This window comes from Acidisarcina sp. (assembly GCA_035539175.1).
In the GTDB taxonomy this organism is placed as follows: Bacteria; Acidobacteriota; Terriglobia; order Terriglobales; family Acidobacteriaceae; genus JANXZS01.
In genome coordinates this window covers 1,175,709-1,197,743 of sequence record DATLIY010000007.1, presented here as the reverse complement: position 1 = coordinate 1,197,743, position 22,035 = coordinate 1,175,709, and the positions used below count along the sequence as shown (strand labels likewise).

Here is a 22,035-nt window from a genome sequence, read left to right as displayed (position 1 = left end):
GCTTCGTACCGCCGGGGACGATCGATTGCCCTCCTCCTGCGGCACCCCAGATTAAATCACGTGAACCGTGTTGCGCAGCTGCTCAACCAGTTTCCTGGCCACCTCGGGGGGGGCGCCCTCCAGCATCTCTGTCTTTTTCTGTTTTACCGGGACGTACAGGCGCTCGATCTGCTGCCGGTTGCCGCTAAGCTTTGCTTCCACTTCGCTATAGGTCACCTTGCGCATGGGCTTCATCTTCGCCTGCTTAATGCCGATCAGGGTGGCGTAGCGTAGTTTGTTGATGCCGCTCTGGATGGTAAGCACGGCGGGCAGCGGCATATCGATGAACTGGTAGTGGCCCGCCTCAAGTTCGCGCTTCAGGCGCACGCCGGAGCCGGTTTTTTCAATCCCGATGATGATGGTCGCATGCGGCCATCCCAGGATCTCCGCCAGCAACACGCCGGTCTGCGCAGCGCCGTAGTCGTCGGACTGCAATCCCGTAACCACCAGGTCGAATTCTTCACCGGAGATTGCCGCGGCAATCGCGCGCGCGGTGTTGGTGGAGTCCAGCGTGGCAAAACGATCGTCTTCCAGGTGGATGGCCCGGTCAGCGCCCTTGGCCAGCGCCTCGCGCAGCACCTGCTGGGAGCGGGCCGGACCTGCCGTGACGACCACGACCTCCCCGCCATGCTTCTCCTTCTGGCGGAGAGCCTCTTCAAGGGCGTAGGCGTCCGGTTCGTTGACCTCGTAGGAGACATCCTCCCGTATCCATGTGCCGGAGTCGTTGAGCTTGAGGGGCGCGTCCTTCTGCGGAACCTGCTTGATGCATACCAGGATCTTCATTTCATCTCTCTCGCCGGATGGACTGGCGACTAACGATCTGGACCCGATCGCCGCAGAAGTGAACGGCGATTCATTCGAGGCATACTACAACAGGAACATGTCTGCTTGCATCAGGGAATCGCATTGGCGCGAACGATTTCCCGTCAGAGGAACAGGCCGGCACGGTCTCATGAGGAAGAGCCGCATGTCTCACGACCGCACCGGGCTGGGAACTGCATTACAGAAAGGCTACCGACTGCACCCCGGCAACCTCAAAGCGCTTGCGGCAGCGAATGTTCTTGCATGCCAGCATGTCATCGGTGCGGACCATGTAGGATTGCGCCTTGGCAAACCGCGCACGATCGCGTTCGTCCGCATTCCGCGGCAGGCTGTTCTTTTTGCGGCGTACCAGCCAGCCAAGCTGGTACTCGTCCGTCTTGCCGCAGTGGGGACAGGTAAGGGTATGAGTGCGCATTTCCGGCTTCTCATCAAAAAAATCGCGTTCTTCCATAGAGGGGACCCACTTTCCAACACTTCCGCGCAAAAGTATTCCATACTCGCGGAGGAGCGGCAAACTGGTCTGCAGATAGCGAGGGAAGGAAAACTTGGCCACGAAAAAGAGAATCAAGAAGTTTTCCGTGACGAAGGCGGTCAAATCCAACGCCCGCGATGTGGTGGGGCAGCCCAAGCCGGTGAAGATCCTCGACGACCAGGCAAGGGAGAAGAAACGCAAGGGAAGGCATAAGACGACGCTCGGCGATCTGTTGACCCAAAGCGAGGAATAGCGGTCCTCCAGAGACCCGAGGTGGTCGCGATTGCCCTGTTCGCGCTCCCTGGTTCGAGAATCCAAGGCTAATCTGCTGATTTCACAGCAAAAGGCTAATTGGCTGATTTCATGGCAAATATGGACCGTTTGGCGATTCCCATGCCAGAGTTGACGGGAACAGCGTATGCTAGATGAAGTGGCGGATTTTCGCCGATGCTTGTTTCGCGTGATTTCCCCGTCTTCCCCCCCAACTGTACCTGAGCCAGACCACCTCAGGAACCTCAACCGCAGCCCAAGAGGCTTCCATGCGTTCGCAAATTGTCTATTCCGCCGGGATTGTTATCCCGAATCGTTTTTTGCTCGCCTCCGTTACGATGAAGGCCGTTCAAAAGCTCCACATCAGCACTACCCGCACAGCAGATACGGCGAATCTCGTCTTCGCAGAAGTAGCCCAGGGCCGCTTCACAGACGTCAGCATGCCACACATTGCTCCCCAGGAGTCCATTGAGCCGTTGTTGGTGGATTCTTTCGGATCGCACGCCGCCTGAACCCGTCTGCCGCGCTCTCTCCGGCTACTGGCTGGAGGGAGAGCAGTGGGCAACCCCTCCGCATCACCCAAACCGCCTCAAACTGCGTTCCTCCCCGAGGCCGTGTGACGGCTGTCACCGTTGTTGCTGTAAAGTGCCGATTCTCATTGACTCGCCTATTGTGCCGGTCTACTTTTGCTAGCAACACCCCCTACACTTCTGAGGTTCGCGGGCGGAGTTCCACATCTGTTGGGACCGATTCGACCGACCCCTCAACTCAAGGGAGTGGAGGCAGGAAGCCATGAGAAGCATCAAGGGTCAGATTCTCTCCCTTATCCTCTGCACGCTGATTCCGTGCATTGCCCACGCCCAGGGGACCAAGCAAGGAACCATGGTCGGCAACTGGAAGCTGAATGTGGCGAAATCCGATTTCGGCGATGGGCCCAAGCTGCAGAGCATGCTGGTCAACGTAACCAGCGACGCTCCGGATTCCATTGTTTTCTCCGTCACAGAAACCGCGGAAAGCGGCATGACGTTTACCTATAAGTACAAGGGGGCCGCTGATGGGAAGGACTATCCCGCCGATGGCACCTCGACCACCTATGCCTACACGGAAGAGGGCGGCGTAGTTGCCGAAACTCAGAAGGATACCGACGGCACGATCACCAAGGGTACCTTTACGCTTTCTCCCAATGGCAAGGTTGGAACCTGGATCTACACGATCACGGATCCTCAGGGCGGTGTGATCCACACCAAATTGGTTTACGACCGGGTGCAGTAAAGCCCGGCATCTGCTGCAGAGGATCGCAGCCACTCAGATGGCCTCTTCGGAGGCCATCTACTTCTGCTGGAGCATTTGCTCTTCCAGGAGCATTTGCTTCGTAGTCTGCCTGGCAAGAATAGCAATGGGGGCGGTCTCCCGGAAGGAGAGGCCGCCCCATTGTCGTCTTTGCTGCGATTACCTGCCATTTCCGGGCCTGGCTCCGTTGGTTGGCGGGGCAGTATTCTCGGCCATGGCTGGCTTGATTCCCGGCTCAGCCACTTGTCCTCCCCGTGTGCGGTTGGAGTAGATGCGGAACGTAACCACTACATCCACCATGGCTGGAACGGGCTCGCCGTCCTTGGTTGCAGGCTTGAAGCGGGAGTTGCGAATCGCTTCCACTGCCTTCTCGTCCAAACCGAAACCAATGGGACGGGCGATTGCGATTTCGGTGGGCTTTCCCTGTTTGTCGACGACGGTGCGAAACACGGTGAGGCCGGCAATTCCATTTGCCTGGGCAAACTCATTGGAGCCGGGTTCGAGGCCATTCAGCAGCCGGGGAGCGGAGACTTCGCCGCCAACCCGCTGCACGCTGGGATCAGCGGGCTTGAATTCCTTCCGGTTCACTTTTTCCTGGTAGTAGAACTGCCAGTAGTCGGGCAGGGTCGCCATCATCTTCTCGTCGATGCGATCGGCAAAAATATTGGCCAGCGCTCCCTCCAGCAACTTCGCGCTGTGCGCGGGCGAGGACGTCGTGGTGCGGCCATTGGAATTTCCCGGATCGGTCTGGGTCGAAGTCTCGGGCGCGACATCTACCGCAGTCAGCGTGGGAGTTGGCTTGCTGGCAGTGGCGTCTTCGGAGGCGGTGCTGTCGGAAGCGGCGGCCTCGCCTGGGGTGGTGGGTTTCCCGGGCGTCGCGGCCTTCGCCTGCAACTTGGCATCCCCCTTCTTCGGCTTCTTCACTTTGGGGATCACGACCAGCTCGCGCTCAATCGATATCTTGACGGAGCGGGACTTCTTGCCTGTCAGGCGAACGCGGTCAAAGGGCTTGGACTCATCCTCATACGGAAGGGCGCCGTAGAAGTGCAATCCATAGCGGTCTCCCTCGAGCTCCAGATCGTGCTTGGTCAGGTGGATCTTCTTGATATCGACAGCGCAGAGGGTAAAGGACCCCTTTCGAGACGATCCTATGAGCTGCCCATTCTCATTGAACTTGAGGTTGTCGTCCAGGTAGAAGCCGCGCAGAAACAGTAACTTACCATTGAGTTGGGCGCGGATCTGGTCCTCAGTAATGCCCTTGAAGACGAGCGGGGCCTGGGCTGCCTGAGAGGGAGCCGGCTGTGGGAGAGTGGTCTTGGTAACTTGCGCAAAGCCGGCAACCGGCAAGGACAAGAGCGAGGCGGCAAGCAGGGTAAGCAGTCGAGACGTCATAGGGAAGCTCCTAAATCAAAAAGCGGTGCTGGTACCGGGGGATGTCGCAGCGTGCGCTGTAAGTGCAGCAGATAGAACAACCTGTGATCGTGTTGTTCCCGGTCGGGAGTTGTGGGTTGGGGAACACACGGAGCCCTGCGAGTAGGGCAACAGGAAGAGAACGGTCAGGGCAAACAGAACGGCGATGCGGAGCAGAACGGCGAGGCCACTGCGAACTGCGCGGGCCCGGCTTGCGCGAGTAGACATAGGGCACTCTCCGGAATAGCCATCGGGTGGATGGTATCGAGTTACCCTCGTCTTCGAAATATCCCTTTGGTGCAACTTCCGCGTAACCCCAATGGGGGATGACGCCGCGCAAGGATTCCACTCCGGTGCGTTTCCCGGTAGAATCCTGGTTAGGATTTCTGGTTAGAATCTTGGAATAGAGCGGTTTCCGTGGCTTTGTTCGTTGACTCTGTTCTGGTCTTCGACTATTCTAAAGTCCTTGCGCAGTTCCGCGTCTGCCCTCCTGCGTCACACCGCAGCTACAGTAGGCAAGCGAACCCGGAAGCCCAATCGGTTTGATTCTGCGCCACTCACGCGAACAGAGATTGTCACCGTGGGAATTATTTTTTAACCGCGGAGGCGCTTTGCGTGAGCAAATGCGTGTCTGTGGGAAGGTTTTGCTGGGGAGAACAGGATAGAGATGTCAACGTATATTCCAAGCTCGCTCGAGATTACCCGCAAGTGGTTCGTCGTGGACGCCACGGGCAAGACGCTGGGACGTCTGGCGACTGAAACCGCCAGCGTGCTGAGCGGTAAGAAGAATCCCAGGTACACGCCCTACATTGATGTAGGCGACCACGTCATCGTGATCAACGCCGAGAAGATCCGCCTGACCGGCTTGAAGAGCCAGCAGAAGGTCTATCGCCGCTATACGGGTTTCCCCGGTGGATTGCGCGAAGAGTCCTTCGTTCGTCTGCTCGATCGCCGTCCGGAGAAGATCGTAGAAGACGCGGTCAAGGGCATGCTTCCCAAGACAAAGATGGGGCGGCAGATGGCCACCAAGCTTAAGGTCTACAAGGGAGAGAAGCATCCCCACGAAGCCCAGCAGCCACAGGCGCTGGAGTTCGCGTCGCTCGGAAAGAAGTAGTCGGAGGCCCCGTAGTTTTTTGGGGCAGATGAGTCTTCAGCACGGGTTTTGTGGATTTCGAAGAGATTCGTTCACCAGGTGAACGTTAACGAGTTACATAGGACGGACATGGCAGATTTGGTACAGTACTATGGCACAGGACGGCGCAAGTCGAGCATTGCTCGCGTATTTTTGCGTCCCGGCAATGGCGGTTTCGTCGTCAACAACAAGCCGTTCGAAACTTATTTCGTGACGGAGCAGCAGCGGGTTTCCGCCCGGCGTCCCCTGGTATTGACCGAGACGCTTGCAAACTTCGATGTCGTGACGACGGTTCGCGGCGGCGGCGTCAGTGCGCAGGCCGACGCGGTTAAGCTTGGTATCGCCCGGGCCCTGATGCTCTTCAATGCAGAGCTTCGCAAGACGCTCAAGGCCGATGGCCTGGTCACGCGCGATGCCCGCATCAAGGAACGCAAGAAGTACGGTCAGAAGGGCGCTCGCGCACGCTTCCAGTTCTCCAAGCGCTAGTCTCTTCGGCCTGTCGCATTCATCTTGCGGGCTCCTGTTTGGTCAGGGGCCTGCACGGATTTTCAGGAGTTCAATTTCCCCAAAGGGGATAAATTTCAGCAGGTGGCCGCATCGGGGCAGATTCGCTTCGAGCGCGGAGAGGCAAGCTGGAATGCAATTTAAGAGGAGGTCGATTGGCCACTATCACCATGAAGGAGCTGCTCGAGGCGGGAGTCCACTTCGGGCATCAGACGAAGCGCTGGAATCCGCGGATGAAGGAATACATCTTCGGCGAGCGCAACGGAATCTACATCATCGATCTGCAGAAGACCTTGAAGATGTTCAAGGAAGCCAGCAAGTTCGTCACTGAGCTGACGGCGGGTGGCAAGGTCATTCTGTTTGTCGGCACCAAGCGCCAGGCTCAGGACGCCATTGCGGAAGAAGCAAACCGCTGCGGCATGTTCTATGTCAACCAGCGCTGGCTGGGCGGTCTGTTGACAAACTGGGTCACGGTGCAGAAGTCTGTGAAGCGCCTTCAGGAACTGGATGAGATGGCCACCGACGGCCGCTACGAGCTGTTGACGAAGAAGGAAGTCATCAAGCTGGAACGCGAGCGCAAGCATCTGCAGGCGAACCTCGCCGGCATCAAGAACATGAAGCGTCTTCCGGACGCGCTGTTCATCGTCGACTCCAACAACGAAGCCATCGCTGTGAGCGAAGCCCGCAAGCTGGGCATCCCGGTGGTTGCCGTAGTGGATACGAATTGCGATCCTACGGTGGTCGATTATGTGATCCCGGGCAACGACGATGCGCTGCGCGCGATTCGCCTCTTCACTTCGAAGATCTCCGATTCGGTGATCGAGGGTGTACAGATGGCGAACGATAAGCAGTTCATCGAAGTAGCCGGTGTCAGCACCACGACCCAGGCAGAAGATGTGAAGCCAGAGGCGCTGCCGAATGCCGATGCAGTTTCCGCTGCATCCGAAACCGCGGCGGCCGAACCTGACGTGGTGGACCTGGAAGCAGCGCTGGGCGGAGGCATTCGCAAGGCTCCTGCCGCGATCACTTCCTTGGATGATACTGAGGCTGCGGAGAGCGGACTGTAAGGCGTTTCCGAATCGAAGATTCGCGTCGAGCTGTTCAGGGAGCGTGGCTGCGGAATTTTCGGGCCACGCTTTCTTTATGTCTGGGCTTATGAGTGGAGCCGCAATCTATGGCTCCGATTGCTGGTGGATTTTTAACTGAGAGTGATCAGGGAAAAAAGGATGTCGACCGTGAGTGAGAACATTTCTGCTGCACAGGTAAAGGATCTTCGTGAGAAAACCGGAGCTCCGATGATGGATTGCCGTTCTGCACTGGTGGAAGCCAAGGGCAATCTGGAAGAGGCGATTGTCGTTCTGCGGAAGAAGGGAATGGCTTCGGCTGCGAAGAAGGCGGCCCGCAATACCAGCGAGGGCGCGGTAGGCACGTATATCCACGCCGGTGGCAAGATTGGCGTGCTGCTGGAAATCAATTGCGAGAGCGATTTTGTCGCTCGCACGGAGGACTTCCAGGAGCTGCTGAAGGACATTGCGATGCACATCGCGGCTACCGATCCCCGCTACATTCGCCCGGAGGATGTGACCCCGGAAGATCTCGAGCGCGAGAAGGATATCTATCGTGCCCAGGCCGCCGCTACCGGCAAGCCCGCCCCGGTGATCGAGAAAATCGTGGAAGGCAAGATGAGCAAGTTCTACGAGGAGGTCTGCCTGTTGGAGCAGCCTTTCATCAAGGAACAGTCCGTCACGATCAAGGAACTGATCGGCCAGAAGGTCGGCAAGCTCGGCGAGAACATGACGGTACGCCGCTTTGCGCGCTTCAAGGTAGGGGATGCTGGTTTTACGGTCGCCCAGATCAAGCAGACGGCCGAAGCCGCCGAATAATCGCGAGGGCTACGCAGGCATCAGAGGCCCGGGGCAAACGCTCCGGGCCTCTTGCTTTTCGGACTCAGGCGCACCCCATATATATAAATTCCGCACGATCTCCGCCGGCCGTCGGCCAACAGGTATCCTATCGGTCTATGGCCACGCGTGTTGTGCGGAATACGGTTGATCTTTCTGGGTACCCGGACCTGGTGGTGATCTACCTGGGTATGAGAGTGAATCGAATCGCCGGGGTCAAAACGATCCTTGGCTTTGGCCCGAAGATCTCCGCTTCGGCGGAAGGGCGGCCCGATGGGCTCCTACGGCACGAGACAGTCCTCTACTCCCTGTTCCCGATGCACATCGGCATGCGTCAGTACTGGCGCGATACGGATGCACTGTTGGAATGGACCCGGTCTGACCCGCATCGTCAGTGGTGGCAGGATTTTCTGAAGAATTCGGGTGGAACCGGATTTTGGCACGAGACGTATTTCCGCCGCGGCGGCATGGAAGCGATCTACGATGACGTGCCAGCCCCGATAGGGTTCATGGCCTTCGCCCCGGTGATTCCGGCGCGCGGTCCGATGTTTGGAGCCGCAAGCCGGGCCGGCAAGCAGTTCACGAGCGAGTCCATTCTTTCAGAGAAGGAACTTTACGAGGATCGGGGCCGGTAACGGGGGAATGGGCGAACGCTGCAATTTCCGGGTACTGTGATTGCCGGATGGGTATGCGATACTTTCAGAGGAATGTATAAGAGAATCGTTCTGAAGCTCTCCGGAGAAGCTCTGGCCGCAGGCCGCGGCTTCGGTGTTGATGTCACCCGCGTTCACGAAATCGCACAGGAAATTGCCGATGTCCACGCGATGGGCGTCGAAATCGCTATCGTGGTTGGCGGCGGCAACTTTTTCCGGGGTGTGGCAGAGCAGGCGAAGGACATGGACCGCGTTTCCGCGGATAACATGGGCATGCTGGCCACGGTGATCAATGCCCTGGCGCTGCAGGACGCAATCGAGAAGCAAAACGTAGTCTGCCGCGTCATGTCGGCTATCGAGATGAATCGTGTAGCGGAGCCGTACATTCGCCGGCGTGCTCTGCGCCACCTGGAGAAGGGCCGCGTGGTGATCTTCGCTGCCGGGCTGGGCAATCCCTTCTTCTCCACCGATACCGCTGCCTCCCTGCGCGCCATGGAGATCAAAGCCGATGTCCTGCTGAAGGCGACCAAGGTTGAAGGTGTGTACAACGCCGATCCGGTGTTGAGTAAAGATGCCGTGAAATTTGAGCAGATTACCTACATGGAAATCCTGCGGCTCGGGTTAAAGGTGATGGACGCCACCGCAGTGAGCCTTTGCAAGGACAACAATCTGCCGATGATTATTTTCAATATGAACCAGCCGGGCAACATCCGCCGAGTCGTGTGCGGAGAGAAGGTCGGTTCACTGGTGACAGCCTGAGTGGGGAAGTCCCTGCCAGGCTAGTCAAGCCCTCCCGGCTGCCTGCTCTGACGGGGCTGCGCTCGTTCGCTGCAATGAACCTGGTTTTCTTCCACTTTTCCAATCCTCGATGGTTTGGGTGGCTCGCGCCGGTGGTCGATGCCGGATTCATCTCGGTGAGCTTCTTCCTACTGCTGTCCGGATTCATCCTTGCGTATAACTACGCAGAGCGCGGCGCCCGCGGGGAAGTGTCCGCCAGGCGGTTCTGGAAGGCGCGCCTGACGCGGCTGTACCCGGTCTACCTCCTCAGCCTGCTGATCTCCGTGCAGATGCTGCACCAGGAGTTCTACGCCCACTCCAGACCCATGTTTATCGCGGGAGTGGTGCTGACGCCCTTGCTGCTGCAGGGCTGGAGCCCGGCGCTCTCAACATTCTGGAATACTCCGGCGTGGACAATGTCCACCGAGGTCTTCTTCTACGCTTTCTTCCCGTTTCTGATCCGCTGGCGCATGCCGCGGCGCTGGTCGCGGCTCATTGCCCTGCTACTGATCTTCTGGGTTCTGGGCATGGTCGCTCCGGCGCTCTACACGTGGCTGCTGCCGGATGGGGACCCGCACCCGGGCCGCTACACCAACGGTGTGTGGATGAGGGCGCTGAAATATACGCCGCTGCCGCATCTGCCGTCGTTTCTATTTGGCGTGACCCTGGCAGCCGTACATCAGCGGATTCCTGCTGCGTCGCGGATACGCTTCTGGCTGGGCATCGTAGGCTTTGCCAGCCTGTATGCTGTGCTCTTCTACGGGGCGCGGCTGCCGTATGCCATGATGCACGACGGCCTCCTGATGCCGCTGTTCGGGGTGCTGATCCTCGGCCTGGCGGGTACGAATCCCCTGTCCCATTTCTTCGGCTTTCGGGGATTTGTGATGATTGGCGAAGCCAGCTACTGCCTTTACCTACTGCACTTCAACATGTGGACGCTACTGCACGAATCCGGTGCATTACAGTGGACGGGGCTGATTCGCTTTGACCCCTGGATCTCATACGCGCTCCTCGTGCTGGGTGCGTTGGCCGCACTACATCTGGTGGAGCGTCCCGGTGCACGCGTGATGAAGCGTCTGCTGAATGCCTGAAACAGGCTGCTGGGATGCGGCCCACGACGTTTCTGGGTCTATGCTCCATCGTGGATAGGGCGAGCTGCATAGGCGGGCGAGCAGGCACTGCGTGAGGTATGCCTGAGGTAGCTACAGGCCGTGCGTGCAACATCTGGGAATGAGCAGCCTGGGCTCTTGGATTGCTTCACAAACTTCTTCCTGTACAAGAAAAGGCCCGCTCACTGAGCGGGCCTTTTCTTGTACAGGAAGTCTTGCAGCAGTTAGGGGATGGCCTGAACTGCGTGATTGCCATGTGCGATCGCGGCTACGCAGGTAGGTTGTCCGGGAGCGGCAAAGGGCGAATTCTGCACGCCAACCAGGGATCCGGTGTGCGGATTGAGTTGGAAGGCAGTGACCGTATTGTCGAGGAAGTTGGAGGTGTAGACATAGCGTCCAAGACCGGGTTCGACGACAACGCAGGTCGGTCCCGTGCGGGTTCCGAAGGTGCCCGAGCCGGCAACCTGGGCGGGCGTGCCGTTGGACTGATCCAGGGCATAGGCGCTCAGCGTGTTGGAATTGAAATTCGTCACGTAGATGTAATAGCCGCGAGGATCGATCGTTATGCTGTTCGGGAACTGATCGGTCTTGAAGGGGCCGTTGATCATCGGGTTGAGAATTCCGCCGGAGGTCACCGTATATCCGATCAACTGATTGGAGACGCCGTCGGTCGCGTATACGAAGCGGCCCGTGGGATCGCTGGCAATTGCATTCGGCGCTACGCCTGCCGGAACAAAGCCGCTTCCCAGGGGGGCGACCGAACCGCCGCTACCCGTGCTGAACATGTAGATGCGGCCTGTGTCGGTGGCTACAGTGCCGTGCTTGGTAGCCACATATACCGAATTTCCGTTAGCAAGAGCCGTCACGCCCATGGGCGAAAAGCCAACCGGGAAGTAGGTGAGGTTTCCGTTATTCACGGGTGCGCCAAGCGATCCATCCTTGGCAAGCGGGAAGACGACGAGAGCGCCGGGTCCCGGAGTGGCATCGGTAAAGCCGGGCTGGTAGGTATCCACAACATAGAGGAAGGTACCCGCTGGATTCACAGCTACCGCAACGGGGAAGCCACCCGGTGTATTTACCGTGTGCAGGGGGTAGAGCTTGCCATCGCTGCCGATTGCGAACTGTACCACGGTGTTGTCGTCGCGGTTGACGACGTAGAGATTCTTGGAGTCCGGAGAGGTCACTTCCGCGACGGGATTACGTCCGCCCGACGGGTAGGGTGACTGGGGAAGCGGTGTGAGCGCGCCTGACTGGTTATCGACTTTATAGACCGCGACCTGTCCGGGATTGTTCTTCGAGGAGGTCACGTAAAGGAAGTCAATGGTATATACGTTGCCACACGACGTGATTGCCAGACTCGAACCTAGGGATACTGCAGTGGCCAGCAGAACCTGACCTAATTTCCTCAACTTCATGCGCTTCCTTCGTCCTGGACGCACAAACAGCGACCTGGGGCTGCAATAGCAGCAAAACTGGATGGGGATTGACTCCCGCTTGAATTGTAAAAGCTTGAGCAGCTTTCGGCTAGCTCAGACGCTTCCATTTCTACGTAACGCAGCTGCGATTCCTGTACCGGCAGGGGCCAACTGCGCCTGACACTCTTGCCGAGCTTCTCTTTGATTGTAAGGGGAATTGTGAAGGGTGAGGGGAATCGCTTGCTGCAAAAGCCGGAATTCTTTTGCTATCTTGCGTGCCAGTTCGCAAAGGCTTACCGAATCGCGGGGTGGCCGGGGGCGGCGGCAGAGCGTCGCCAGCCTGACGAAAGCCAGATAAAAAGCAGAAGGCCCGCTTGCCGCGGGCCTTCCATTGCAGGGGATCTTCTTCCGCCTGCTTATTGCGTTCTGCCGGTGACCACGCACCAGGTCGGGCTTCCCGTGGTTGCGATGCTCGATCCTTTCACCAGATCATTCAGCACGCCGGTGTTGGTGTCGATCTTTCGACCAGTCACCGTGCTGTCGCTGTGGTTCGCGGTATAGATGTACTGGTTCGAGGGATCTTCCAGAATGCAGACGGGCTGAGAGCCAGAGGGGAACGGCTCGCCACCGACGGCGGTCAGGAGACCGCTGGTCGCATTAGGAAGAATGGAATAGGCACTGATCGCGCTAGCCGGGTTGGCCGGATTGTTGTTGGGGCCGGCGTTGGCGATATAGAGGAACTTGCCCTTGGAATCGACGACCAGATCGCTGGGGTTGGTCACGGTCGGGTCATTCGGAATCGCGCCGCCGACGACGGTCTGCAGGGATCCGTTGGGTCCGCGCGTATAGGGCAGGATCGTGCTGTGGCCGCCGTTGCCCGCATCCAGCAGGAAGACGTTTGAGGAGTTGCCGCCAATCGCACTGATGTGGGTTGCGCCTGTCGGCTGAGGTCCGTTGGGCGTCACCGTCAACTGGCCGTTCGAAGCATTGATCGCATAGGGGAAGACAGACTGGTCAGCATCGACGGTGTAAATGTAGGAGCCGACGATCGTGCTGTTCGCGATGGGGCCGAAGGCCGTTGGCTTGTTGCCCACCGGGAAATACGTCAACTGGCTGCCGCCGGAGGTCAGGACCTGCTGGTTGGTTACCAGCGACAGGCGACCGGTGTTGGGGTCGACGGAGAATACCGTGATGGCTCCATTCCCGGAGTTAATCACGTTCCCGTTGGCGTCGTGTACTTCCTGATCCAGAACGTAGATGAAATCAGCGCCATTACTACCCGCAGCGATAGAAACCGGATTGGCGCCCTGGCTACTGTAGCTCTCCTGGAAGGTGAGAAGCCCATTGCCGCCGACCGTGAACAGCGCGATGTTGCCACCAGCGGTTCCCGTGGGCTTCGAGTTCAGCACATAGAGAAAACGGCCGCCGGGGAACATGACGGCGCGGATAGGATTCGCGCCCGCGGTGCTGAAGGGCGACTTCGTGATGGGCGTCAACCGGCCATTATCATTATCGATTTTGAAGCCGGAGATCTGGCCGGAGGCTCCATTGGAAGTGGACGCGCCGACCACATAAAGAAAGCCGACGGTAAAGCTGGTGCTGCACGAGGTCACTCCCAGGCAAAGCCCAACGGAGACGACAGAGGCCAAGAGTACCTGGCCGATATTCCTGAACTTCATGAGCTTCCTTCATCCTCGCCAGCTGAAGCTGGTGGAGGGCTGCACTTGCAGCAGAGCTGGATCGGGATTATTCCCAACTGAATTGTAAAAGCTTAGGCCGCTTTCGGCTAGCTTGCCGAGCGGGAAGCAGAAAAGAAAGCCCGGCTGTCCACCCATGGCAGCCGGGCAAAATCGAACGCATCTTCCCGGGATCACCAGACGCGGCAGCTCTTTTCCGGGTACATGGGCTGGCCTTTTTTGCAGCCAAAAGCCTTGGCGAAGCCCTCAAAATTCTGCACAGAGCCGTTGACGCGCCACTTGCCGGGGGCGTGGGGATCGGTGCGCGCCAGCAGGCGGGCGGCCTGATCCGTGGAATTGGAGCACCACACCTGACCGAAGGCGATAAAGAACTGCTGCTGCGGCGTGTATCCCTCCAACTGCTCGTTCGCCTTGGAGCCTTCGGCGGCCAGAGTGTTCATCAGGGCCATGTAGGCAATGCGAATCCCGCCGTTGTCGGCGGTGTTTTCGCCAAGGGTGAGCTTGCCGTTGAGCTTTTGCCCCGGGACGGCCTCAAAGTTGTTATATTCCGCCACCTCGCAGTCGGTTCGCTCGGTAAAGGCCTTGCGGTCTTCCGGTGTCTGCCACTCCCGGAGGTTGCCCTTCCCGTCGTATTTGCTGCCTGCGTCGTCGAAGCCGTGCGTCATCTCGTGGCCGATCACGACGCCGATTCCGCCGAAGTTAACCGCCGGTCCCATGGAGTTGTCAAAAAACGGCGGCTGCAGTATCCCGGCGGGGAAATTGATGTCGTTAAGGCTTGCGCTGTAGTAGGCGTTGACTGTGGGAGGAGTCATGCCCCACTCGCTCTCGTCTACCGGTTTGCCCAGCTTGTTGAGGTTGCGCTGGCGCTCGAAATGCGAGGCGCGGTGGATGTTGCCGAGCAGGTCATCGCGCTGGACGGGCACGCTGGAGTAGTCACGCCAGGCCTCCGGGTAGCCGATCTTGTTGCGGATTGCCGCGAGCTTCTCCTCCGCCTGCCTTTTGGTTGCCTCCGACATCCACGGGAGCTGCTGAATGTCCTGGGCGAGCGCGGTGTCGAGCGCTGCCACCAGCTTGCTCATGTTGGCCTTGGCGTCGGGAGGAAAGTTCCTCCGGACCCAATCCTGTCCGACGGCTTCACCGAGCAATCCATCCGTCAGCCGGGTGCAACGCTTCCAGCGGGGAGTCGGCGCCCGCTGGCCGGAGAGGGTGGCTTGATAGAAGCTGTAGTTCTCCTCGTCGAAGGCCGTGGACAACCACGGTGCCGCGGTGTGCAGCGTATGCCAGCGCAGATAGCTCTTCCAGGCATTGAGGCTCTGCGTATCGATCAACGCATTCATGCCCTTCACGAACTCGGGTTGAGCGACGTTGAGCGTGCCGAACTTGCCCACGCCAATGTTGTCGAAATACTCGCTCCAGTCGAAGTCCGGCGCGAGCTTGTCCAGTTCCGCCACGGTGATGAGATGGTAGTTCTTCTCGGGTTCGCGCAGTTCGGTGTGGCTCAACGAAGCCTTAGCCAGCGCAGTTTCGATGGCCAGCACACTTGCGGCCTCGTCTGCGGCCTGCTCTGGCGTGTCTCCGGCCAGCTTGAAGATATTTGTCACATGCTGGGTGTATTGCTGGCGTATTTTCTGCTGCCGTTCGCTCGTCTCCAGGTAATAATCGCGGTCGGGAAGACCCAGGCCGTCCTGCATTGCCGCGGCAATCTGCCGCGACGAATCCTTGTCGTCCTGTTCAACGCGGAAGCGGAAGAGCGCATTGGTTCCGTACTGCGTGTTGAGGGATGCCAGCAGGCTGGCAAGGCTCCTCTTATCCTTGAGTGCGGCGATTTGATCGAGTGCCGGCTGGACCGGTTGCATCCCCTTCTCATTCGCCTCAGCCGTGTTCATGCAGGCAGCGTAGAAATCGCCATATTTTGCCTCCAGCGGGCTGCGCTTTGCGCGGGGATTGGCGGCCGCCTGGAGCTGCTGGTAGAGCAGCCAGTTGTTGCGCTCGGCAAGCTCGTTGAAGCGGCCCCAGCGGATCTGGTCCGGAGGCACCGGGTTTGCCTTGACCCAGTTGCCGCAGGCGTATTGATAGAAATCCGTACACGGATCGGCGGTTTTGTCGATGGCCGTGGTATCGAACAGGACCGGCTTTTTCGGTTCGGCCGGCGCGTCGGACGCCGAGGTATTGGCGGCAGTCTTTGGCCGGGAAGAAGCGGATTGCGCGCAGGTGACGCTGGCCTGAGAGAGGACCAGGGAGCAAATCATGTAGCAAATCAGGGATAGAGTGACAGCGGGCAGGCGAACGATACGGGTAGATTGCATTTCGCTCCTCAAAATGCAGGAGCGAGCCCGGAATTGTCAGGTTGAGTAGCGGGTGGCCCCTGTAGACCGCAGGCCGCGGACTTCTGGCTGCCTGTATGTCTTGGTTAGAAAAGTACCATGAGCAGGGGAGAAGACGTAGAGTAGCCGCTTTCCGCGGTGTTTGCCGGGTCGCAGGACGTTAAAAGACTTTGACGTGGAAGGTCAGGTACTTCTTGGGGTTCTCCCGGATTCCTACGATCAGGCCGCGAGTCTCCGTCAGCATCTGGTTGGTGTTGTTATAGAGCGCAGGATTGCGGACGAGCTGGCCCAGTGTGCCTTCGCCGCTGTCAGCACGGTTCAGGATGGAATCCAGTTTTGTAACGGTGTCATCCAGCTTCTTGGCGAAGGCGGGATCTTTGGCGAGCAGCCCCAGGCCCCCCTTGCCCGCATTGATGTCGGCAAGAAGCTGGTTTGCACTGCTGACGCTTGAATTGAGGTTGTGATAGAGCTGCTCATCCTTGAGCAGCTTGCCGGCGGTGCCCTTGCCGCTGTCGAGTCCGTCGGCGATGTCTTGCAGCCGGGCCGCCGTATCATTGATGCGGTTATAGAGCGTGTCATCGGCTACCAGCTTCCCGATGGTGCCCTTGCCGCTGTTGATGCGGTCCGAAGTCGCCTGCAGGTCGTTCAGGGTTTTGACGGCCTTATTGTAGAGATCCGGATTGTTGATGAGCTGGCCGATCGAGCCCTTCCCGCTGCTCATGGCATCGATCAGGTTATTGACCTTGGCGAGAATCGTATTGAGTTGTTCGATGGTTCCCTGGCTGGACTTGATGACGTCGCTCAGGTTCGGAGACTCGGTTGTCTGCAGCTCCGCGTTGTTTTCGATCACGGGGCCAGTGGCATGCTTGCTGTTGATGTCGACAACCGTGTCGCCCAGAACGCCTACCGTCTCCAGTGTCGATTTTGAGTCTATGCGGAGGCCATTCAGAAACCTCCTGTTCACCGACATGGTGACTTCCACCGGGGTGAGCCCGTGGCCCGGCACAACGCGCACGGCCTTCACATTCCCGATGGTGACGCCTTCGAGATTGACCGGAGCGCCAACTTTGACTCCCGCAGCGTTCTCAAAATAGGAGCGCACGATCAATCGGCCGGTGAAAAAGCCACCGGTGTTGCCTGTCATCAGGAAGATCAGCGCGGTGAGGGCAGACAACGCCGCAATCACCAGTACGCCCACTTTCAGTTGAGACCACCGGACTTCCTGCTGACTTGGCACGGACCCTCTTCGAACACCTGGATGGCGCAGGGAAACTCCTGTGCCGCTTCAGAATACCAAAACCGATACATGCCCCCGGACGGAGGACGGCGTGCTGGTCATTTGCTTGGATGACCTTACCCGGTTGCTCGTTGCAGGAAAAGCATTTTTGGGGAATCGAGCCATATCCAGGGTCCATGGTCACCAAAGTACCTGAAACCGTGTAATGAAAATGTCAATCTCGTCCGATGTGGTGATTGTCTGTGGTGAATGTCGGCCTGGCGGCGGGAGAAGCCGCGGCCAAAAGAGGCGAAAGGATGCCCTGGAATCTGAAATTGTCTGCGTTGTGCGCCGAAGACCCATCCCGTCTTTCGCGGTTGCTCTCTGGCTCTGTTCTGGGGTGCCGGGGCTGGATTCTAAGCCGGAGCTGCTCCGAACGAGAGGTGCGGATGAGCTTCGAGTTCGAGCGCTACGAATGTGTCGAGGTATACACTGCGCTGATCTCCGCCGGGCTCGAATTGAGCCAGGACTCTCACCAGCGTCTGACCGAGCTCTGCCAGTGCACGCGGAACCTGAAGCGGCCGCTGCCCGGCGAAATTGTCGGGGTAGAGCTGGAGGTGCTGACGCGCGGCAAGCCAAAACCAGCCGAGGTCGCGGTGGAGGAACTGGCGAAACAGCAGGTTAGCTAAGAAGAGCAGCGGGTCACCAGGTCAGCTAAAAAGGCGGTTGGCGAAACGCGAGTTAGCGAAGGGGAATAGAGGCGACTGAGGCTGCTTTTTTGCTGACTTGCTAACCGCTTTTCCGCCGACTTGCTGACCCGCTGTTCCTACCCTGCTTCAACCAGACCGTAGCGGCGTTGCCAGGCATCTTTCAGTTGCTTCCAGACGCGGGCTTTTTCTTCTTCGGTGGCCTCCGCCAGGGGCTGCTGTACGAAGCGGGCGGCCTCCTGCTTGGCCTGCTCCAGCAGAGCGCGGTCGCGCACCAGGCTGGCTACGCGAAAGTCCGGCAGACCCGCCTGGCGGGTTCCGAAGAACTCTCCGGGGCCGCGTAGCTGCAGATCCAGCTCCGCCAGTTCAAACCCATCCTGGGTGCGCACCATGGCAGCCAATCGCTGCTCGGCGTTGGGGGAGATGCGGCCGGAGGTCATCAGGATGCACCACGACCGGGCTGCGCCGCGACCGACGCGGCCGCGCAACTGGTGCAGTTGCGCCAATCCGAACCGCTCCGCGTGCTCGACCACCATTACCGTCGCATTGGGCACGTCCACGCCGACTTCAATCACCGTCGTGGCGATGAGGACGTCGATCTCGCCACGCTGGAAGCGCCGCATGATGACCTCTTTCTCGTCAGAATCGAGGCGGCCGTGCAGCAGCCCCAGACGAAGGCCGGCGAGGTCGTTGGCGCGCAGGTTGTCGTACATGCTGATGGCAGACTTCAGCGAGGGTTTGTCGGCGGTAAAGAGCGAGGCGGCCTTTGTTGGTTTTTTTCGCGAGGCGGACGTCCCGCGCTTTGCCGGCGCGGTTGCTTCCTCCGTCTCCGGGGGAGCGAAATCAAGTTCCGGCTGATCGTCCTTCGCCCCTTCGATGACCGGATATACGACATATGCCTGATGCCCCGCGGCGACCTGTTTTCGGACAAACTGCCAGACATCGCTGGCGCGCTCGTCGCTGACCTGCCGGGTGACGATGGGAGTTCTTCCCGGCGGCAATTCGTCCAGAACGCTCAAGTCGAGATCGCCATAGAGCGACAGGGCGAGGGTGCGGGGGATGGGGGTCGCGGTCATCACCAGTACATCCGGTTCTGCCGCGTTCGGCTTCTGCATCAGGCGAAAGCGCTGCAGGACTCCGAAGCGGTGCTGCTCATCGACCACGATCAGCCCGAGATTGGCGAAGTCGACCTTTTCTTCAATCAGCGCATGGGTTCCGATGACGAGGTTGGCCTCTCCCTGGTAAATTGCGCGCCGCGCATTGCGTTTGCGCTCATCGTCAAGCGAGCCAGTCAGCAGAACCGTTTTGTAGCGGCGTGAGGAGCGCTCCAGCAGCTTGCGGGCGGCCAGGTAGTGCTGTGTAGCCAGAATCTCCGTCGGGGCCATCAGGGCCGCCTGGCAGCCATTTTCCATGGCTACCAGCATGGCCTGCATGGCGACGATGGTTTTGCCGGAGCCGACGTCTCCCTGCAGAAGGCGGCGCATGGGGCCGGGCCGCCGCATGTCGGTCACAATCTCGCCCAGGGCCCGCTTCTGCGCCGTGGTGGGGTGGAAGGGAAGAATCTCGCGCAGCGCCTCCCGCACGGTGCTGCCTGTCTGGAACGCGATGCCAGTCTTCTCCTTGAACTTGCGCCGCTTCAGTTCAAGCCCCAATTCGAGATAGAACAGCTCCTCAAAGATCAGGCGGCGGTGGGCGGCGGTCGCCGAGGACTGCAACTGGACGAAGGGGGTACCCGCTTCGGGAAAGTGCACTCCGCGAAAGGACTGCTCGCGGCTGGGAAGCTGCAGACGTTCGCACAGCGCCCTGGGCAGCGATTCCGGCACCTGGCCCTTGAGGTCTTCAAGGACTCCGTGGATCACGCGGCGTATCCAGCGCGAGCTCAATTTGCTGGTGCCGCTCAGCGATTCGTAAACCGGCGTGATGCGGCCCACTTCGAGCAGCCGGCTGAGGTCGTCGTCCAGGTCGGTGGGCAGGATCTCAAACTGCGGCTGGATCATTTTGAAGCCGCGTTTGGAGCTGGAAGGCTCCACTTTGCCGAAGAGCGCGACCATCTGCCCGGGCTGGAACTTGTCTTTGAGGTAGGTGCCGTGGAACCACATGCACTTGAGCGTCTCCACGCCCTGGCCGATGGTCATTTCAAAGATGGGCATGGATCGCGTGCGCAGCAGTGCGGTGCCGCGCACCTCGCCGATGACGCTTGCCATCTCTCCGGCGACCAGCTCGTTCAGGCCGCGAGGATTGAGCCGGTCTTCATAGCGAAACGGCAGATGGTAGAGCAGATCTTCGACGGTGAGGATGCCCTTGGCCTTGATCGTCTCCGCGATACGCGGGCCGATGCCGCGGACAAACTGGACCTGGGTTTCAAGGGCAAGCACAGTTGCGATGCTACCAGAGGCCCAAAGTTCCGGAGAGGCTCTAGAATCATCCTGTGGGGAAAGCAAGCTCGACCGATCGCTCAAAAAACCGCCGCTGGAGTATGGGCCAACGTATTGCGCTGGCGGTTGTTCCCTCATTGGTTGCGCTGGCCCTGCATGCCATCGGCTCAACCCTGCGGTATGAGATTATCTGCGAACCAGGCGCTGAGATACCGCCGCCACCTGGCACTGGAATCTATTGCATGTGGCATCGCGCCGTACTGCTTGCCACCTGCTACTTCCGCCAGTATCGCGCCGTTGTGCTCATCAGCCAGAGCTTTGACGGCGAGTTGATTACCCGGGCCGCGGCGAAGCTTGGCTATGGAGCGGCTCGCGGGTCCAGCAGCCGCGGCAGCCACGAAGGTTTGCTGGGCATGAAGCAGGCGCTGGAGCAGGGGCATCCGGCGATCTTTACCGCCGACGGGCCGCGCGGTCCGGTCTACCGCACCAAGATGGGCCCGGTGAAGCTGGCACAAATGACCGGCTATCCCGCGTCCTCCTTTTACCTGCTGCCGGAGCGTACATGGCAGGTGCCCTCCTGGGACCGTCTGCTGGTCCCCAAGCCCTTCTCTCGCGTGGTGGTCAGCTTTGCCCGCTCTGTGCCGGTTGCTGCTGACGCCGATGCCGCCGAACTGGAAGCGCGGCGGCTGGAGCTGGAAGCTGCGCTGGAGCGTGCCCGGCTGAACGCCGAGGCATACATGGCAGGGCAGCCTCAGACAGCAGAAGTGTACAGGCTCTAAAATCAGCTTCGTGCTTGTTCAGGATTTTGATTTCGATCTCCCCGAAGAACTTATCGCGCAGGAGCCGCCGGCGGAGCGCTCTGGCGCGCGCATGCTGCAACTTAACCGGCGTACTGGCGCATTCCGCGATAGCGTCTTTCTCGACCTGCCTTCGTTGCTGAACGAGGGCGACCTGCTGGTGCTCAACAACAGCAGGGTGATTCCGGCGCGGCTGTTTGCGCATCGCTCCGTGAGGAAGGGGCAGCAGCCCCCAACCGGCATGATTGAAGTGCTGCTGACCGAACAGATCTCCGAGTGGGAGTGGCGGGCGCTGGTGCGTCCGGGGCGCAAAGTAGGCGTAGGAGAGATGCTTCACTTCACGGCTCCGCAGGAGGCGTCATCGGCGCCCATGCTGCAGGCGGAGGTCGTAGCAAGAGGCGAGTTCGGCGAGCGTGTGCTCCGGTTTACGCCATGCGGAGATTTCTGGGGGGCTCTCGACCGGCTGGGACATATCCCGCTGCCTCCCTACATCCACCGCAACGATGCAGCGGCGGATCGTGAGCGCTATCAGACGGTATATGCAGAGCAGCGTGGATCGGTGGCCGCGCCAACGGCGGGCCTGCACTTTACGCCTGAGGTGCTGGCGAGGTTGCGCGCGCGAGGTGTCCGCATCGCCTTTGTAACGCTGCATGTGGGGCTGGGCACCTTTGCTCCGCTGCGGGTTGAGCGGGTGGAGGAGATTCGCCTGCACGCCGAACGATACACGTTGCCTGCCGAGACCGCAGAGGAGCTGAACGCCGCGCAACGCGAAGGCCGGCGCGTCATCGCTGCCGGAACCACCACTGTCCGCACCCTGGAACACTGTGCGCTACGGGCCGGGGGAGCGCCGCTCGAGGCGCACAGCGGAGTGACGAGCATCTTTCTTTCGCCGGGATCGGAGTTTCGCCTGGTGCAGGCGATGCTTACCAACTTTCATCTGCCGCAATCGAGCCTGTTGATGCTGGTGAGCGCCTTCGCCGGACGCGAGAACGTATTGGCGGCCTACCGTCATGCGGTTGCCAGCCGTTACCGCTTCTTCTCTTACGGCGACTGTATGTTTATCAGCTGACAAGCAGCCAGCCAAGAGGCGGTTAGCGAGAGAATTGCATCTCCTGCTGACTGCTT

21 protein-coding genes are annotated in these 22,035 nt (G+C 59.5%); 13 read left to right on the top strand and 8 right to left on the bottom strand.

Annotated elements, in window-relative coordinates; genetic code table 11:
* Positions 1-51 precede the first annotated feature (51 nt).
* Together VM554_07735 and VM554_07730 are read right to left on the bottom strand one after the other, a co-directional pair.
* On the bottom strand, positions 52-822 hold the full coding sequence (locus VM554_07735) for an electron transfer flavoprotein subunit beta/FixA family protein (GenBank protein ID HVJ08260.1): 771 nt from the start codon (positions 820-822) through the stop codon (positions 52-54).
* A gap of 217 nt (positions 823-1,039) precedes the next feature.
* The gene (locus VM554_07730; protein ID HVJ08259.1) at positions 1,040-1,276 is read right to left on the bottom strand and encodes a hypothetical protein; all 237 of its coding nucleotides are present in this window, start codon (positions 1,274-1,276) and stop codon (positions 1,040-1,042) included.
* Positions 1,277-1,406: 130 nt separating this feature from the next.
* Between VM554_07730 and VM554_07725 the strand changes: the two genes are divergently transcribed.
* From VM554_07725 to VM554_07715, 3 genes are all read left to right on the top strand, one after another.
* The gene (locus tag VM554_07725) at positions 1,407-1,586 is read left to right on the top strand and encodes a hypothetical protein (GenBank protein HVJ08258.1); all 180 of its coding nucleotides are present in this window, start codon (positions 1,407-1,409) and stop codon (positions 1,584-1,586) included.
* Positions 1,587-1,872: 286 nt separating this feature from the next.
* On the top strand, positions 1,873-2,115 hold the full coding sequence (locus VM554_07720; GenBank protein ID HVJ08257.1) for a hypothetical protein: 243 nt from the start codon (positions 1,873-1,875) through the stop codon (positions 2,113-2,115).
* A 280-nt stretch (positions 2,116-2,395) separates the two neighbouring features.
* On the top strand, positions 2,396-2,875 hold the full coding sequence (locus VM554_07715) for a hypothetical protein (GenBank protein ID HVJ08256.1): 480 nt from the start codon (positions 2,396-2,398) through the stop codon (positions 2,873-2,875).
* A 177-nt stretch (positions 2,876-3,052) separates the two neighbouring features.
* Here the strand turns inward: VM554_07715 and VM554_07710 are convergent, their stop codons facing one another.
* Positions 3,053-4,285, bottom strand: coding sequence for an energy transducer TonB (locus tag VM554_07710; GenBank protein HVJ08255.1), 1,233 nt, complete (start codon positions 4,283-4,285; stop codon positions 3,053-3,055).
* Between the two features lie 685 nt (positions 4,286-4,970).
* On the opposite strand from VM554_07710, the gene rplM reads away from it, so the two are divergent.
* The 7 genes from rplM (at position 4,971) to VM554_07675 (ending at position 10,361) form a co-directional block, all read left to right on the top strand.
* Entirely contained in the window at positions 4,971-5,417 is a 447-nt protein-coding gene (gene rplM / locus VM554_07705) for a 50S ribosomal protein L13 (GenBank protein HVJ08254.1), read from the top strand.
* Positions 5,418-5,525: 108 nt separating this feature from the next.
* Positions 5,526-5,921 carry a 30S ribosomal protein S9 gene (gene rpsI, locus VM554_07700; GenBank protein ID HVJ08253.1) on the top strand — a complete coding sequence of 132 codons (396 nt, stop codon included), beginning with the start codon at positions 5,526-5,528 and terminating at the stop codon, positions 5,919-5,921.
* A 173-nt stretch (positions 5,922-6,094) separates the two neighbouring features.
* Entirely contained in the window at positions 6,095-7,006 is a 912-nt protein-coding gene (rpsB, locus tag VM554_07695; GenBank protein ID HVJ08252.1) for a 30S ribosomal protein S2, read from the top strand.
* A 168-nt stretch (positions 7,007-7,174) separates the two neighbouring features.
* Entirely contained in the window at positions 7,175-7,822 is a 648-nt protein-coding gene (gene tsf / locus VM554_07690) for a translation elongation factor Ts (protein ID HVJ08251.1), read from the top strand.
* 137 nt (positions 7,823-7,959) lie between these two features.
* Positions 7,960-8,475 (top strand): DUF4188 domain-containing protein, encoded by a 516-nt coding sequence (locus VM554_07685; protein HVJ08250.1) that lies wholly within the window; start codon positions 7,960-7,962, stop codon positions 8,473-8,475.
* A 72-nt stretch (positions 8,476-8,547) separates the two neighbouring features.
* Positions 8,548-9,252 (top strand): UMP kinase, encoded by a 705-nt coding sequence (pyrH, locus tag VM554_07680; protein ID HVJ08249.1) that lies wholly within the window; start codon positions 8,548-8,550, stop codon positions 9,250-9,252.
* Positions 9,216-10,361 (top strand): acyltransferase, encoded by a 1,146-nt coding sequence (locus VM554_07675; protein ID HVJ08248.1) that lies wholly within the window; start codon positions 9,216-9,218, stop codon positions 10,359-10,361. The genes pyrH and VM554_07675 overlap by 37 nt, the downstream gene beginning before the upstream one ends.
* 242 nt (positions 10,362-10,603) lie before the next feature.
* On the opposite strand, the gene VM554_07670 is transcribed toward VM554_07675, so the two are convergent.
* From VM554_07670 to VM554_07655, 4 genes are all read right to left on the bottom strand, one after another.
* Complete coding sequence (locus VM554_07670) at positions 10,604-11,794, bottom strand: beta-propeller fold lactonase family protein (protein ID HVJ08247.1); 1,191 nt, start codon at positions 11,792-11,794, stop codon at positions 10,604-10,606.
* A gap of 416 nt (positions 11,795-12,210) precedes the next feature.
* Positions 12,211-13,473: a beta-propeller fold lactonase family protein gene (locus VM554_07665; GenBank protein ID HVJ08246.1), complete on the bottom strand. Its 1,263-nt coding sequence runs from the start codon at positions 13,471-13,473 to the stop codon at positions 12,211-12,213.
* 191 nt (positions 13,474-13,664) lie between these two features.
* The gene (locus VM554_07660) at positions 13,665-15,797 is read right to left on the bottom strand and encodes a M13 family metallopeptidase (protein HVJ08245.1); all 2,133 of its coding nucleotides are present in this window, start codon (positions 15,795-15,797) and stop codon (positions 13,665-13,667) included.
* 178 nt (positions 15,798-15,975) lie between these two features.
* Complete coding sequence (locus tag VM554_07655) at positions 15,976-17,052, bottom strand: MlaD family protein (GenBank protein HVJ08244.1); 1,077 nt, start codon at positions 17,050-17,052, stop codon at positions 15,976-15,978.
* 428 nt (positions 17,053-17,480) lie between these two features.
* Between VM554_07655 and VM554_07650 the strand changes: the two genes are divergently transcribed.
* Entirely contained in the window at positions 17,481-17,720 is a 240-nt protein-coding gene (locus VM554_07650) for a hypothetical protein (protein HVJ08243.1), read from the top strand.
* A 137-nt stretch (positions 17,721-17,857) separates the two neighbouring features.
* Here VM554_07650 and recG read toward each other — a convergent pair whose 3' ends face one another.
* Positions 17,858-20,113 (bottom strand): ATP-dependent DNA helicase RecG, encoded by a 2,256-nt coding sequence (recG, locus tag VM554_07645; GenBank protein ID HVJ08242.1) that lies wholly within the window; start codon positions 20,111-20,113, stop codon positions 17,858-17,860.
* 101 nt (positions 20,114-20,214) lie between these two features.
* Between recG and VM554_07640 the strand changes: the two genes are divergently transcribed.
* Both VM554_07640 and queA read left to right on the top strand, forming a co-directional pair.
* Positions 20,215-20,892 (top strand): lysophospholipid acyltransferase family protein, encoded by a 678-nt coding sequence (locus VM554_07640; protein HVJ08241.1) that lies wholly within the window; start codon positions 20,215-20,217, stop codon positions 20,890-20,892.
* 10 nt (positions 20,893-20,902) lie between these two features.
* Entirely contained in the window at positions 20,903-21,979 is a 1,077-nt protein-coding gene (gene queA / locus VM554_07635; GenBank protein ID HVJ08240.1) for a tRNA preQ1(34) S-adenosylmethionine ribosyltransferase-isomerase QueA, read from the top strand.
* Positions 21,980-22,035 lie beyond the last annotated feature (56 nt).